The organism is Acinetobacter sp. WZC-1 (genome assembly GCF_052544965.1).
In genome coordinates, this window is the sequence record NZ_CP199370.1 from 619,532 (window position 1) to 632,459 (window position 12,928).

16 protein-coding genes are annotated in these 12,928 nt (G+C 44.2%); 2 read left to right on the plus strand and 14 right to left on the minus strand.

What is annotated here, in order from left to right; all coding sequences use genetic code 11:
- Positions 1-35: 35 nt before the first annotated feature.
- Genes ACT6PV_RS02930 through ACT6PV_RS02940 form a run of 3 tightly spaced genes read right to left on the minus strand, consistent with a single transcriptional unit; the run spans position 36 to position 2,406 of the window.
- Complete coding sequence (locus ACT6PV_RS02930) at positions 36-1,136, minus strand: type VI immunity family protein (RefSeq protein WP_445115002.1); 1,101 nt, start codon at positions 1,134-1,136, stop codon at positions 36-38.
- 12 nt (positions 1,137-1,148) lie between these two features.
- Entirely contained in the window at positions 1,149-1,880 is a 732-nt protein-coding gene (locus tag ACT6PV_RS02935; protein ID WP_445115003.1) for a VRR-NUC domain-containing protein, read from the minus strand.
- Positions 1,873-2,406 (minus strand): PAAR domain-containing protein, encoded by a 534-nt coding sequence (locus ACT6PV_RS02940; RefSeq protein WP_445115004.1) that lies wholly within the window; start codon positions 2,404-2,406, stop codon positions 1,873-1,875. The genes ACT6PV_RS02935 and ACT6PV_RS02940 overlap by 8 nt, the downstream gene beginning before the upstream one ends.
- Before the next feature lie 196 nt (positions 2,407-2,602).
- On the opposite strand from ACT6PV_RS02940, the gene ACT6PV_RS02945 reads away from it, so the two are divergent.
- Positions 2,603-2,857: a type II toxin-antitoxin system RelE family toxin gene (locus tag ACT6PV_RS02945; protein WP_445115005.1), complete on the plus strand. Its 255-nt coding sequence runs from the start codon at positions 2,603-2,605 to the stop codon at positions 2,855-2,857.
- Complete coding sequence (locus ACT6PV_RS02950; RefSeq protein ID WP_445115006.1) at positions 2,841-3,179, plus strand: helix-turn-helix domain-containing protein; 339 nt, start codon at positions 2,841-2,843, stop codon at positions 3,177-3,179. Before ACT6PV_RS02945 ends, ACT6PV_RS02950 begins: the two co-directional genes overlap by 17 nt.
- A 40-nt stretch (positions 3,180-3,219) precedes the next feature.
- On the opposite strand, the gene ACT6PV_RS02955 is transcribed toward ACT6PV_RS02950, so the two are convergent.
- The 11 genes from ACT6PV_RS02955 to ACT6PV_RS03005 all read right to left on the minus strand — a co-directional run bounded on the left by ACT6PV_RS02955 (position 3,220) and on the right by ACT6PV_RS03005 (position 12,894).
- Positions 3,220-4,290 (minus strand): hypothetical protein, encoded by a 1,071-nt coding sequence (locus ACT6PV_RS02955; protein ID WP_445115007.1) that lies wholly within the window; start codon positions 4,288-4,290, stop codon positions 3,220-3,222.
- Positions 4,287-4,616, minus strand: a complete 330-nt coding sequence (locus tag ACT6PV_RS02960) for a hypothetical protein (RefSeq protein ID WP_445115008.1) — start codon at positions 4,614-4,616, stop codon at positions 4,287-4,289. Before ACT6PV_RS02960 ends, ACT6PV_RS02955 begins: the two co-directional genes overlap by 4 nt.
- A 125-nt stretch (positions 4,617-4,741) precedes the next feature.
- Complete coding sequence (locus tag ACT6PV_RS02965; protein ID WP_445115009.1) at positions 4,742-5,728, minus strand: contractile injection system protein, VgrG/Pvc8 family; 987 nt, start codon at positions 5,726-5,728, stop codon at positions 4,742-4,744.
- Positions 5,725-6,153 carry a phage tail protein gene (locus tag ACT6PV_RS02970; RefSeq protein WP_445115010.1) on the minus strand — a complete coding sequence of 143 codons (429 nt, stop codon included), beginning with the start codon at positions 6,151-6,153 and terminating at the stop codon, positions 5,725-5,727. The genes ACT6PV_RS02965 and ACT6PV_RS02970 overlap by 4 nt, the downstream gene beginning before the upstream one ends.
- A 3-nt stretch (positions 6,154-6,156) precedes the next feature.
- A complete protein-coding gene (locus ACT6PV_RS02975; RefSeq protein ID WP_445115011.1) occupies positions 6,157-8,691 on the minus strand; it encodes a phage tail tape measure protein in 2,535 nt (844 codons plus the stop codon).
- Positions 8,688-8,807, minus strand: a complete 120-nt coding sequence (locus ACT6PV_RS02980) for a GpE family phage tail protein (RefSeq protein ID WP_445117009.1) — start codon at positions 8,805-8,807, stop codon at positions 8,688-8,690. Before ACT6PV_RS02980 ends, ACT6PV_RS02975 begins: the two co-directional genes overlap by 4 nt.
- A 14-nt stretch (positions 8,808-8,821) precedes the next feature.
- Complete coding sequence (locus ACT6PV_RS02985) at positions 8,822-9,154, minus strand: phage tail assembly protein (RefSeq protein WP_445115012.1); 333 nt, start codon at positions 9,152-9,154, stop codon at positions 8,822-8,824.
- Positions 9,155-9,195: 41 nt separating this feature from the next.
- The gene (locus tag ACT6PV_RS02990) at positions 9,196-9,702 is read right to left on the minus strand and encodes a phage major tail tube protein (protein WP_445115013.1); all 507 of its coding nucleotides are present in this window, start codon (positions 9,700-9,702) and stop codon (positions 9,196-9,198) included.
- Between the two features lie 2 nt (positions 9,703-9,704).
- The gene (locus ACT6PV_RS02995; protein ID WP_445115014.1) at positions 9,705-10,328 is read right to left on the minus strand and encodes a phage tail sheath subtilisin-like domain-containing protein; all 624 of its coding nucleotides are present in this window, start codon (positions 10,326-10,328) and stop codon (positions 9,705-9,707) included.
- 2 nt (positions 10,329-10,330) lie between these two features.
- Positions 10,331-10,948: a hypothetical protein gene (locus ACT6PV_RS03000; protein WP_445115015.1), complete on the minus strand. Its 618-nt coding sequence runs from the start codon at positions 10,946-10,948 to the stop codon at positions 10,331-10,333.
- A 152-nt stretch (positions 10,949-11,100) separates the two neighbouring features.
- Complete coding sequence (locus ACT6PV_RS03005; RefSeq protein ID WP_445115016.1) at positions 11,101-12,894, minus strand: hypothetical protein; 1,794 nt, start codon at positions 12,892-12,894, stop codon at positions 11,101-11,103.
- Positions 12,895-12,928 lie beyond the last annotated feature (34 nt).

A 12,928-nucleotide genomic window follows, 5' to 3' on the forward strand; every position in this document is an offset into this window, starting at 1 on the left:
TTGATTTAGAAAAACTAAGAGAATGATTTTTTGATTTAAGTCCAGTCGATCCGTTTATCTAAAAATGCATATTTAGTGTTCAATTTAGGTTCATCCTGTAACTTTCCAAAATAATCCAGTTTTTCAGCTTCTTCTATATCAAAGCGTTTCATCCATGCTTCTGCGCGATAGCCTGTAATCAAAGGGTTCTCTTCATTATTATGATTTCCACGATGTAAACTACCTATTTTTTCAACACGTAAAGGCTTTAACACGCTGTTTAACAAAACATAAGGTGCAGGCAAAGGATCGTCTTCAACTGAACCGTTTGATGGTAAAGTCCCTGCCTGAATGACCACACCGGTACCATAGTCATAGCCAATAAACCAGTTCATCGGTAATTCACTATTGAGCGCCCCTTCTTCCCTGATTTTATTAAACCATTGGTAATTGATCGCTGTTAACCAACTGACGGTTTTTATTCCACTAATTAAATTATTAGATTCTTTTGTAGGACTTCCAACATCCATTGCCCACCATTTTCGAGAAAAATAGGCTTCTGTCGGTTCATTTTTATCTTCCCTGATCTGAGATAAAACACAGGCATAACCAGCATAACCATGATTGGCTTTTAAGCGATTTGCAAATTTTATAAATAAATCAATAAAGAGTTTGGTATTTTCTTCAACCCATTCAATCGGCATCGAAAAAGTTAAACTGCTTTGATATATTCCCATTTCAGATCGCCACTTACTAACACCTCCAACAGCGAATTCCCACGCTCCAGTTGCAAACTTTTCCTTGCCGCTGACATATAAAAAGTAAAAAGCTTTCATTGGACTATAATTTTTTAAGCTCTCCCGAAAAGGCTTAGCATTACTGAAAGCTATACTTTCACTTTCTCCTTTTGGTGGTTCATCCTGCCATAGCCATGTTAAATGGCCTTTGGCAATATCTTGATAATCATCAAAACATTGAGCGATGGCTTCTCGCATCTCATCGCTAAACCCTTCTTTAAAGTAAAGCACGGCACGAATGGCAGGAATCGCCCCGACATAGTCTTCAGGGCCACCTTTGGCAAAAAGCCCTCCACCGATAGCACCTTCTTGTTGTTGTTCAGCCCAGACTTTATATTCTTCTTCGCTTTTTAAATACATTTAGTTCTCCTTTTACCAAGCAGGATTAGGTGAGGGTTTAGGTGATGGAAATCGAGGGAGTTTTGGTATTTGGCCTTTTCTTAATTGTAAAGCAGCAGCGACAATGGCTGCAGCCCAAGTTACAAACTGAAAAACCGTTGATGTTTTACCATTCTCATCATCATTGCCACAATCACATTCATCAGGATCCAGCTTTTTAACTTTATTTTTATCTCCGGCTATGATTGGGTAATCAGTTTCCTGTCCATGGTTAATTTTATCCTTAAATTTAATTTCAACTACATGTTTAATATTGTCCTGGGTGGGTGGTTTAGTCGGGTCTTTGACAATGACTACATCAGGACGACGAACCATACCTTGCCCCCTTTCAAAAGAATAACCTTTTTCCTCTTCCCAATATTTTTTAATCCATCCAGGAAGATAAGGATGTACTTTGGTTATAATTCCTTTCTCCATAATCGGTGCGGGCGGATTACGATGCATATCGTAATTTACCTCCGCCTTGTAAGGGCTTTGATGGTTTAAAAACTGATCCAGCGCTCCTAAACGTTCAGATACACAAGACTGGTGCTGATCACGATTTCCCTTTTTCCCTTTATTTGGATTTATATTGCAGTAGCAAATTGCTTTACAAATAACTTTCTTATCCTGAGGGTCGAGCGCAGTGCTGTCTATTGCAACCACTTTGGTCGTTTTTAATGGCGAGGTTATGAGTGTTCCTTGCGGTTTTCCCTGATCAGCCATTGTTTAATTCATCCACCAGGTTGAGATGGACTTCTTCCTCAGAGGGTGTATAAATCCAGTCGGTAAAGCCCTGATCATCACTGGCATAAATTGTACTGGTACCATTGCCTAAAGTGATCCGTACCCGACGATTCACAATTGGCTTCCCGGTATTCTGGTCAATCAATTGAAAACGCCCCTGAGGGTCTTCAGGGGGTGGGACTGTTTCTTCTCCTTCATCATTTGGATTGCCAGTCAGTTGATATCCAAAAGGTGAACTGGGTGCAACCACGACCAGAAAAGAACTGGGAAGTAGTCTTGACCCACAGGCGGTTCTCATATCCGCTAAAGCAACAGGAATACCGCTGGGTATAGTAAAACTTTCCAGTCCTTCAGATATTGGGAAAACACCTTTACATTTTGGGCAGGCAACCATATAACCTTTTCCAGCCATGCCAATGCCATTGACAGATACTGTTGGGTGTCCCTGTATTACTACACCACCATGATCAGTTTTACAGCCTTGTACTATTACGGCTTTCATCATCATTATCTCTTATGTAATTGGATTCAAATGTATAAAGTCTATTTATTTAATCTATTCATGGATAACACAATACCATCATAACTGTGCGTACAAAAATGGGCAATACATGAATAAATATAACAAAATATTCGTTAATTGTATTGTGTTATAACTTTTTTGGTTATATAATGGCGTCATGGTTTAGGAAATTGTGATCATGAACTCTATTGAATATACAATCAAAGCATTGAAGCAGTTACGAAAGATTCATCCAGATCACAGTAAATTGATCCGTAACAAGATTGATGAATTAGCAGCTATGCCAGATTGTATTAACGTCAAAGCTTTAAAGAATCACCAGTATCAATACCGGTTACGCGTAGGTAATTATCGTGTTTTTTTTAATTTTGATGGTGTCATTGAGATCGTTACGATTGAAGAGGTGAAAAAAAGAGATGAACGCACATATTGAAAATCTAACAGTTTTGAACGATGCCAGTGGTAACCCGGCATTTGTGATCCTGCCGTATGATGACTATGTGGTTTTAGCGAAATCTAATCGTAATAAAATAACAGTACCTGCTGCGGTCGTTAATCTTGTGTTTGATCATGACTGGACACCGGTTCGTGCATGGCGTGAACATTTGCGTCTGAGCCAGGTCGATGTCGCGGATAAGCTTGGTATCTCACAAGCGGCTTACTCGAAGCAGGAAAATAGTGCCAATTTACGGGTATCAAGTAAAACAAAAATAGCTCAGGCCTTGGGTATTGATGTTGAGCAATTAAACTTTTAATTCATCCTGCGCCACAGTTGTGGCGTATCATTTTTTCAACTTAAGGCATGATTAATTGGCCGAGGCACAAAGAGATCTGATACCCTTTGGGGGCAATTTGATTATTTGCCAGTATTGCCTGCCTGACAGTTTCAGCACTTTTAGTGTTTATGCAGTCCCATTCACTGTAACAACGGATCTGTCCGGATGATGCACTGTCATTTGATAAAATATTATAAATATAGCTTCCAGCGATTCCGTAAATATGGCCTGCCGAGCCATTGCCTGAGAATGATTTCAACAATTTCCAATCTGGCTTAAAGTTAAAAATGGCATATCCAGCGGTCACAGTGGATTGCATTGTAAATCCACCACGGAGCCACAGCATTCCATTGATTTTCGCGACTTCAAGATGAATGGTTCCTCCCCAGGAAGTCAGGCTCGTTGTGACGACATTCTCATCAAATGTAAATGCAGTGGCAGCAGGTAACCACGTCACGGTTGAAGTGGCTTTTAATTGTGCCTGCAGTTTTGCCAGTGCAATCAGCACAGTATCCGTATGAGAAATCTCTAACGCATTTTGCTCCTGAAGCCCGGTCAGTGATGTTTCTCGTACACGTTCAGATTTAAAATAAAGATTTATTGAGCCTTCGGCAATTTCATCTGTTGTAGACGCGATATGTACATCATTTACAATCCATCTACTATCCGAGCTGTCCCAGATAGTGAGGAGCCGATCAAAGCTGGAACCACTGTCAATATGTGCATAGTCACCGTCTAATGCAGTTGGTAGTGCTTCAGCCAATGCCGCATAGCTGCTAAAGACGCCTCTGAAATGCTGAACATAATCTAATGCATCCAGTTTGCTGGCGTTTAATGACTCCAGTTGTTGTGTGAGTTGTTCTAAAACATGTTGAGCTGTACCTGCTTTGTCTGCACGTACATCGTCAGCGGATAAAATAATATTTGTACCGGTTTTACCATTGATTGAATGAATACCGCCGATATTCCCGGATGCTGGATGGCTGATCATGACTCCAAACGGAATATCTATCTGCAGGGGAGCATGCTTTACTTTCTCGGCCACGGTCATGGGTTGATTTGACCAGAATACTTTTAATGCAATATTCATGGTGTAATACTCTTTTCAATTAAAAACTGAAATGTTTGAGAGTGGCGAATATTGCCGAATATTTCCAGCTTGATATCCATCAATGCTGTCCCGGCTGGCCATTTAGCTGTATCCGTGGCTGATACTTCAAACAATACCATGCCTGTGTCTGTCTGCTGATCTGGGTAAACAGTGACTGTTGGTATGGCAATTAGTTTATGTGTATGCGTCACAATATGAGCTGTAACCAGCATATCACTGCTGATATTCAGACCATTACCGGTAAGGGTGTCATAAAACTTTATTGGTACTGCAAAACTGTCACCGACTTTAATCGTTGGGTGCATGATTCACCTATCCTGTACGCATTGCAGGCAAATGCTGATGCGTATATTGTTCTGAATGCTGTGTGCAGAGCATCCCACTGAAAGAAGAATGAATAGCAGCACAATGAGTTTCATACCTGAGCTGCCTATATATTGGCTTCAAGATCCAGCTGGCTGGTTAAGCCCCCGGATGTCTGATAACTGTGTGTGGCTTTTGCGATAATCCAGTTCAGTTGATCAATTTCATTTTTAAAGCCCTCCAGTCTCACTGGGGATTCAGTGCTGATCGCAGGGATACCAAAGGCCATGTTTATGCTGAACTTTGCCATTTGACGCTTGATTTCTGCCATTTTTGCTGCTGCAGCACGATCAGCTTCGGCTTTACTGGCATAGGTTCCTTTCAGCCGCTTAACCTTACCTGTGTTGCCTGAAGTCACGGTTTCGCGTTTGGCCTTGCCAATGTCCTGGTAACTGGCTGATACACCAGTATGATCTGATTCCCGGTCCTGTTCGTTGTAACGGAACTGGTCACCGTCGTTCCGGGTGATGGTGACTGCAGGCAGATTCTGACCGGATGCAGTTTTTGCAGTACCGGCCCTGAATATTAATAACCGGTCTTTTTTTACGGACATTTCCGCACCGTTCTGTTTGGCCAGGCGGGTCAGCAGGTTGAGATCCGACTCATTGGTCTGATCAATGTGATTCAGGTCAATGGTCTTTAAATCTGCAGCCATGACCAGGCTTAATTTATGTTTCTGTGCAATTTCAGCAGCGACCTGGCCAAAGCTTTTCCGGTGATATGATTTTGAGATGGCTTCTTTCAGATTGCTTTTAAAATTTGCACTCGATGCCTTCACCGTGATCTGATCCGGTGGACCGGCCCATTCTGACTCGTCAACAATAAAATCACCCTTGTCGTGCAGTTCCTCGCCGACAAAGCCCATTTTGCAGTTCAGGCGTACACCACGTCTGGGCATCTGCAGTATTCCGTCACTGTCATCCAGGGCAATGTCCAGTTGATCTGCTTCATTGGCCCGGTTGTCTGTCACGGTCACGCTGATAATCCGTTTCAGGATTTCATCATTAAGCGGCTTATTGTCGGCAGTGATGATACAGATCGGTGTTCTGATCATGTTGTCACCTCGTGTTTATCCGGTGCGGTCTGTTCTTCAATACGTTCATCATCTGTCCTGGTCAGCTTCAGGGTGTAGTCGACCTTTCTCGGTACACCGTTATCCAGCAGAATCGATTTTGTTTCGTCAATGCTGTCAATAATGTAAACCCCGTACAGGTAGCCATTACCATCCATCAGTACAAAACCCTGTCCAGTACTTGCCATTGCCGCCAACTCATCCAGGGAAAAGCGTGTACCGAAGCCATATTCTTCATAGATCAGGCCAGGCAGGGTAATGGTATCTGTACCGGGGCCAATATATTGTTTTTTGCTGCGGCCTTTGGCCACAGAATTTTCAGCATAGTTCCAGGAACGCTGACGCTGAATTTCGGTAAAACTCAGAGTGTCCGTTTTAAAAATGAACTGTCCGAGACTCATTAACATAATTTAATCCTGGTCGGTGTAACTGCGGACCCCGGAAGTCTGGGGGAAACGCTGGATTTTTGAGACTTCAGAGGCCACCATTTGTGCAATGGCGTGTTCATCCATGCCTGCAGTCGGGTAGATGTTGATTTCGACATGCATGGGTGTTGCAGTACTGCCAGCGATAGCTGGTGACATGCCTGAAATGGCTGGACGCTTGTCAAAAGTGAATGCACTGGTGTCAAATACCCCGAGCATGTCCTGACTGGCTGAAGTCGCAGCTATGCTGGGCAAGTTGCTGTTCTGATCAATCCCCAACGCCAGGCCCTGCATGTTGTATGCACCCAATTCAGCGAAAACGCGGCTTGGTGAATGAATCCCGAAAAAGTTTTTCACACTGTTGACCACGGCCGCTGCAGCGGCTTTGGCTTTGTCTACCACCCAGCTGACTGCACCGGTGATCCCATTGGCCAGACCTTGCATAAGCATTTGGCCAAAACCAGTAAATGTACTTGGTAGCTGTACACCGAACCAGCTCATGACCGCTGCAAACGCACGATAAAAAAGACCGATAGGCGACCAGTTCAGAATGGTTGCACTGATATTTTCAATGCCACTGTTAAAGAATCCGGTCACGCTTTGCCAGACATTGGCTGCACCTGCAGAAATACTGCTCCAGATATTGGCCAGAAACTCTTTGATTGGCCCCCAGTTTTTATAGATCAGATAAGCTGCAGTAGCCAGCAGGGTGATGGCCAGAATCACAGGATTGGCAAGCATAAATCGCCCGACCATGAGCAGGGCTTTACCCAACCACATAAATGCAGGACCAATCATTTTGATAATGTTGAGGAAACCAATACTTTTCAGTCCCAGAGTTGCAAATGACAATTTTAAAATTGCCAGTGGTGCAAGAACTGTGACCATGGCCATGGTTAATGCCCCCATAGCTGCCACAATGGCCATAACGACAATAATTACTTTAGCAATGATGGATACGAGCTGTGGATTTGCCTGGGCAAATTCATTGAACCTGGAGATTACATTGGTGATGCCTTGTAAAAGGATACGCAGATCATCTTTTACAATGTCATAAATGCTGGTGCGGAGGCCATCAAAGCCACTGATCAGGACGGTCCAGTCACCGGCCACATTATTTGACATGACTTTTGAGACTTCAGCTGCAGTGCCTTTATAGTCCCTGATCACGTCTAAATATTTATCAAAAGCACCAGAGCCTGACTTTTCCAGTAATTCAGCCATGCCAGAAGCTGACTCTGTACCAAAGATATTTTTTAAATACTCAAGTCGGTCACCACTTCCCATATTCTCAGTCGCTTTTGCAACATCAGACATAATCTGTGGAATATTCCGTAATTTACCCGTTGCGTCTTTTGTTTCGATGCCAAGTTTCTGCAATGCCTTTGCTGCAGCGGTTGGAGGGGCGGATAAGCGTAAAGTCATAGCACGTAAAGTAGTACCTGCCTGTGTAGATTGGATACCGACATTGCCCAGTAGGCCTGCCATTGTAGCGGCTTCCTCCAGGCTCATTCCGGCTGCTTTGGCAACGGGCGCAACGTATTTCATTGTTTCACCCAGCATACCCAGGGTGGTATTACTGGTAGTGAACGCTTTGGTTAGAATATCTGCTACGCTTTCTGTTTTATCTGCATCAAGGCCAAAACCACCTAAAATATTGGAGGTGATGTCTGCCGCAGTACCCAGATCCAGATCACCTGCTTTTGCAATATTTAAAAGACTGGGCATAGCGGCCTTAATACTTTCCGGGGTAAAGCCAGCCATTGCTAAAAAAGCCTGTCCTGCGGCAGCGTCTGCTGCAGTGAAGGATGTCTCAGATCCAAGCTTCATTGCCTGTTCCCGGAGCATTTTCAGCTGTGGGGAGTTTTTATCAAGCCGTGCCAGCGCCTGGACTTTACTCATGTTCTGATCAAGACTGGTACCTGGTGCCAGGAACCGTGCACCAGCATAGGCAGACATGCCAACGCCAGCAACTTTCATGGCACCGCTGCTAAACTGGGCTTGCAACTCCTTTAGTTTTTGCTGACTTTGGGACACTTTGTCCAACATATTTTTTTTCTTTTGCAGGGCCGTGGTTGCGGATTCAACTCGGGTTCGCAATTCCCGTTCATCCCTGCTCAGTGATTTTGTGCTGATACCAGCCTGACTAAGCCCCTGTTTCAGCATGGACAACTGCCGCATCTGATCCTGTTCAGTCTGTTTCAGCTGTTTAACAGTCTGTTTGGCCTGTTCAAACGCTTTGGTCATGGCCCGGGTCGGATTCTGAACCCTGGCATGCTCCAGGGCAAGATGGGTTACAGCAGCCTGTGCTGCTGTAATTTCCTGTCGTGTGGTTTTCAGTGCAGAGTTCATACGACGGTATGATGCGATATTCGACTGAGCCTGATTGAGTTTTTTCAGTTCTTCACGCTGAGTTTTCAGTGCCCTACTGGTTTTGTCACTTTCGCCCATGATTTCCTTCAGGGGCTTAGTGGCTTTGTCAACCAGCTCAAGCATGGCCTTTAAACTTATCTGGCTCATCGTTTATCTGTTTCCCATCGTTCACGCGCACGTTCGTGCCAGTCCATCAACTCCCCCAGTTCAAAGTCATCACAGTCCGCAGGTCGCCAATGAAAAACGACAGCTAGATCCGCAATGACCTCATCAACACTTACTGGAAGTCGTCGTCCGTCGTACTCACGAAAAAACCAATCACCGTTTTACACAGCTTGGTTAAGTCAGCCGGTTCCAGCTCGTAAACATCATTTTCAGACATGGCCGGGGCCGTGATACGTGGTGCAAGCCTGGCAAGGGTGTCTACATCCAGCTGCAGGATATTGACCACAGTTAAGCCACGTAATGCACGGGATTTTGGTTTCCGGACATCAACTTGCTTAATCATGTTCTCACCACGCTTAAAACCAATGTCAAAATCTACAGTCGTGACATTCGGGTCCTGGGTGGCTTCCTGGTTCTGTAGCTGCTCTTCAGTTTTTTCTGTCATGTTAAATACTCAGTAATAAAAAGTGGGAATGCCTGGTCTGCTTACAGACCAAGTAACTGTTTCAATCCTGCTGCCAGATCGCTGTCACCGAAGCGTTCAATACCCCGGATCAGATCCAGCTCAACTTCGATCACACCGTCAACTTCCATCCGGTAATATGTGTAGTTGTAGCTCATTGTGATTTCGGTTTTTTCACCATTTTTGGAAGCACCTGGGTCAAGCTCCCTGGCCATGCCGCGCATATATATTTCAACGGACTGAGTGGTACAGGTATCCTGTCGGTCATAAACTCCCACGTAACGAACAGGTAAATCTGATGTGCCACAGACCCCCAGCTGACGGTATTGCCTGATATCGAAACCGGCATATTTGATTTCACCTTCCAACTTTTCATAGCCTAACCCCAGAGCGATGTCACCGATCATGCCAGCCCCTCGGTAGTCTTCGGTTTTCTTGGTGATTTTGGGGATTGTGACTTCTTCAGCAACCCCGGCCCAGGAGTGTGTATCAACAAAGACGTTATAGTTTTTGAGTGTGCGAGGTAGCATTTTTATACTCCTTCAGTCGCGTTTGCGCCATTGATCAACTGTGCGAAATCTACCAGGTAGCGCCCTGTGATGCGCTGATTAAGATTAAGATTTTCAAGGGGTGGAACTGGTGTGTAGTCATAATCGATCCACATTTTCCCCTGCTGTAGGTTACCGACTGAATTTTCATTCGGGTCATACCAGACCTTTGCACCCAATAGCCGTTTTGCCTGAACATGTTCCTGCAACTCAAAATCAATTGAATCGATAATGTCCTTTGCCAGGTAGGGTGTCAGGGGTTGGTCAACAAATGGGAAACAGCCGTTAATGATGGTGTCCAACAGAAAGTGAGCGGTACGCGTGGCCACTTCAAAGGCAAAGTTCGGATCTGAAGAACAGGTACGGTTGCCCCAAAAACGGAAACCCTGGTGCTGAATTAATGTCGTAATCTCATGTTGGTTCAGATAGCTTGCATCTGTGTCCATATCTTCCAGATCCCAAGTAATTGGCTGGCTGATTCCGGTCGGACCTGTTACAGGAATGTTGGAAATGGACTTGTGCCATCCCACTTTTTTGTCTGTTTCGACACGTAATGCTGCAGCGACAACCACTGCACTGAGGATACCGGGTCCATACTCTAAGTTCATAATCATCGCTCCTTTTCATTGCCAAGAAATACGTTCCCACTGGTGAATTCAGGCCAGATCAGCATGATTTCCCGATCAGACAACGTGTTTCGGTAAGTTGTAACTTCAGGCATGGTCTGCAACATTAACCCAAACTCATCCCTGGGGGTGACATATGCAAAAGCGCGTAGCTTTTTACAGACTGCGGCAAGGGCCTGTGTTACTGATGGTGCCTCCACATCTGGTGCAATAATAATTTTTGGCGTTAAACCGAGAATTGATTTTGCTGTCAGTAAAGCCTGTATGCCAATTCGCTGGCCAGTATCGAGAGTGGTACCGATGACTTTACTTTGATCGAAACTTTGGCCTGTAAACGGGTCCTGTATCCGGACAACGACAAGGGTCGGGGACGTCATCGCTGCAATGGCTTCCAGTGATGAGCGTAAATTTCCTTCAGTACCTGAATCAGCAATGCCCTGGTTAATGGATGTAATTAAAGCCGGCGTGTTGAGTGGGAAAGTGAATTCATCTGCATCATTTGAAAATGCAATGAGTCCGATAACATTGGTATTGGCATCGCGCATCGGGATAATGCCGGAGCCGGGTTCCATTTTGGAAATACCGTGGTGAAACTGGGCCATGATTGCTCCAAATTGTTTTTGACGATTTGAAGTCATCATGCTGTGTAGTGATTTAAGATGCCACCTGCAAAATCCTGTTTAAAGCTTAAACAGGATTATGACATTGTCGTCTGACCAATTAAGTTGTGAAAGTGGTTCCATGTATCCTCCCGCTATCTAGGCACGAAGCATTTTGGAATGGCATATCCTAGAAATGACATATCCCTGAGTGGAACATCCTTGCTGGGTTGAATGACAATTTTTGCAGTTGCAAACGGGTCGCCTTGATCATCCCCTATATCTGAATTTAAAGGTATTATTACTCGACTTTTACCATTCGGGTGTGTTTTTGCATTTATTGTTTTTAACTCAGGATTCCACTGTTCAGATAAATCCGCCAATAATGCAAATTGAACGCATAGTTCAGGTGATGCTGCAACTGAACAAGAGTCTGCTGGATCTTCTATCCCTGCGCCTGCAATTCTTTCTGTAAGAACATTTACCCCGATTCGATCACCCACTTTGAAATCAAAAGATTGACCATAAACAAGGGTTAGATTGCCCCATTCAACCGCAGCATCTTGATCAACTCTAATATCACAAACTAACTTGCCAATATTAAAGCTTGCCTGGTTTCCATTAAATTGAAGCGTGTCATTTTCAGGATAAAAGAAGCTACTATCAACTCCGATATCTATATTTGATAAGAAGTCTAAGGATATTTCCGCATTTTTTGCATATACATCACCAGCAAATACCACCCGCACTAAGTCTGTCTCACCTTCAAAATCAGCATAGATTCTTTCAAAACCCGTGTAGATATTGTATTGATGCGCCAAAATGTCAGCCAAATCACCGAATAGATTTCCTGTAAATACTTCACCATTGATTGTGATTTTTGCAGGAAAGCTGTCACCCCATGAAGCACTTGTTTGAATTGCTGCATATGGCGGGTAAACGGGCTCCAAACCTGCCAGACAAACTCCACTTCGATTTGCATCAAATGATATTACTGTTGGATTTTCACTAAAAAAAACTCTTTCCAGATTTTGATTATCAGGAATCACTCTATGTTCCAGACGTATATCCTGATTTGAGTTATTCTTAATCTCAATAGAATCTTGCCATGCATATCCGCTCGGCGGGGGAAATGGTGGCGGTGAAGAAGGGTTTACTTCAAGAAACTCCGGTGGTTGCTCAAACACCACCACGCCATTAATGATAAGACTTTCATCCTCCGGAACAACTGTGCTTTCATTTTGATCTATCAATATTGCCCGATGCATTGATACTGTATTTGTTGCTCCTGCACAACTGATTTCTGATTTCGGTTTAGGCTGCAAAACATTCCCATTGGTGAATTCAGGCCAGATCAGCATGATTTCCCGATCAGACAACGTGTTTCGGTAAGTTGTAACTTCAGGCATGGTCTGCAACATTAACCCAAACTCATCCCTGGGGGTGACATATGCAAAAGCGCGTAGCTTTTTACAGACTGCGGCAAGGGCCTGTGTTACTGATGGTGCCTCCACATCTGGTGCAATAATAATTTTTGGCGTTAAACCGAGAATTGATTTTGCTGTCAGTAAAGCCTGTATGCCAATTCGCTGGCCAGTATCGAGAGTGGTACCGATGACTTTACTTTGATCGAAACTTTGGCCTGTAAACGGGTCCTGTATCCGGACAACGACAAGGGTCGGGGACGTCATCGCTGCAATGGCTTCCAGTGATGAGCGTAAATTTCCTTCAGTACCTGAATCAGCAATGCCCTGGTTAATGGATGTAATTAAAGCCGGGGTATTGAGTGGGAAGGTGAATTCATCTGCATCATTTGAAAAAGCGATGAGTCCGATAACACTGGTATTGGCGTCACGCATTGGAATGATGCCGGAACCCAGTTCCCTTTTGGAAATACCGTGGTGAAACATGATTGCTCCAAACTGTTTTTGACGATTTGAAGTCATCATGTTGTGTGGTGATTTAAGATGCCATCTGCAAAAT

Excerpts from the sequence above, each read along its gene's own strand:
- ACT6PV_RS02955 (WP_445115007.1), bottom strand. The coding sequence starts at position 4,290 with ATGAATATTGCATTAAAAGTATTCTGGTCAAATCAACCCATGACCGTG.
- ACT6PV_RS03005 (WP_445115016.1), bottom strand. The coding sequence starts at position 12,894 with ATGATGACTTCAAATCGTCAAAAACAGTTTGGAGCAATCATGTTTCAC.
- ACT6PV_RS02970 (WP_445115010.1), bottom strand. The coding sequence starts at position 6,153 with ATGTTAATGAGTCTCGGACAGTTCATTTTTAAAACGGACACTCTGAGT.
- ACT6PV_RS02950 (WP_445115006.1), top strand. The coding sequence starts at position 2,841 with ATGAACGCACATATTGAAAATCTAACAGTTTTGAACGATGCCAGTGGT.
- ACT6PV_RS02985 (WP_445115012.1), bottom strand. The coding sequence starts at position 9,154 with ATGACAGAAAAAACTGAAGAGCAGCTACAGAACCAGGAAGCCACCCAG.
- ACT6PV_RS02935 (WP_445115003.1), bottom strand. The coding sequence starts at position 1,880 with ATGGCTGATCAGGGAAAACCGCAAGGAACACTCATAACCTCGCCATTA.
- ACT6PV_RS02930 (WP_445115002.1), bottom strand. The coding sequence starts at position 1,136 with ATGTATTTAAAAAGCGAAGAAGAATATAAAGTCTGGGCTGAACAACAA.
- ACT6PV_RS02945 (WP_445115005.1), top strand. The coding sequence starts at position 2,603 with ATGAACTCTATTGAATATACAATCAAAGCATTGAAGCAGTTACGAAAG.
- ACT6PV_RS03000 (WP_445115015.1), bottom strand. The coding sequence starts at position 10,948 with ATGGCCCAGTTTCACCACGGTATTTCCAAAATGGAACCCGGCTCCGGC.
- ACT6PV_RS02960 (WP_445115008.1), bottom strand. The coding sequence starts at position 4,616 with ATGCACCCAACGATTAAAGTCGGTGACAGTTTTGCAGTACCAATAAAG.
- ACT6PV_RS02965 (WP_445115009.1), bottom strand. The coding sequence starts at position 5,728 with ATGATCAGAACACCGATCTGTATCATCACTGCCGACAATAAGCCGCTT.
- ACT6PV_RS02975 (WP_445115011.1), bottom strand. The coding sequence starts at position 8,691 with ATGAGCCAGATAAGTTTAAAGGCCATGCTTGAGCTGGTTGACAAAGCC.
- ACT6PV_RS02990 (WP_445115013.1), bottom strand. The coding sequence starts at position 9,702 with ATGCTACCTCGCACACTCAAAAACTATAACGTCTTTGTTGATACACAC.
- ACT6PV_RS02940 (WP_445115004.1), bottom strand. The coding sequence starts at position 2,406 with ATGATGAAAGCCGTAATAGTACAAGGCTGTAAAACTGATCATGGTGGT.
- ACT6PV_RS02995 (WP_445115014.1), bottom strand. The coding sequence starts at position 10,328 with ATGAACTTAGAGTATGGACCCGGTATCCTCAGTGCAGTGGTTGTCGCT.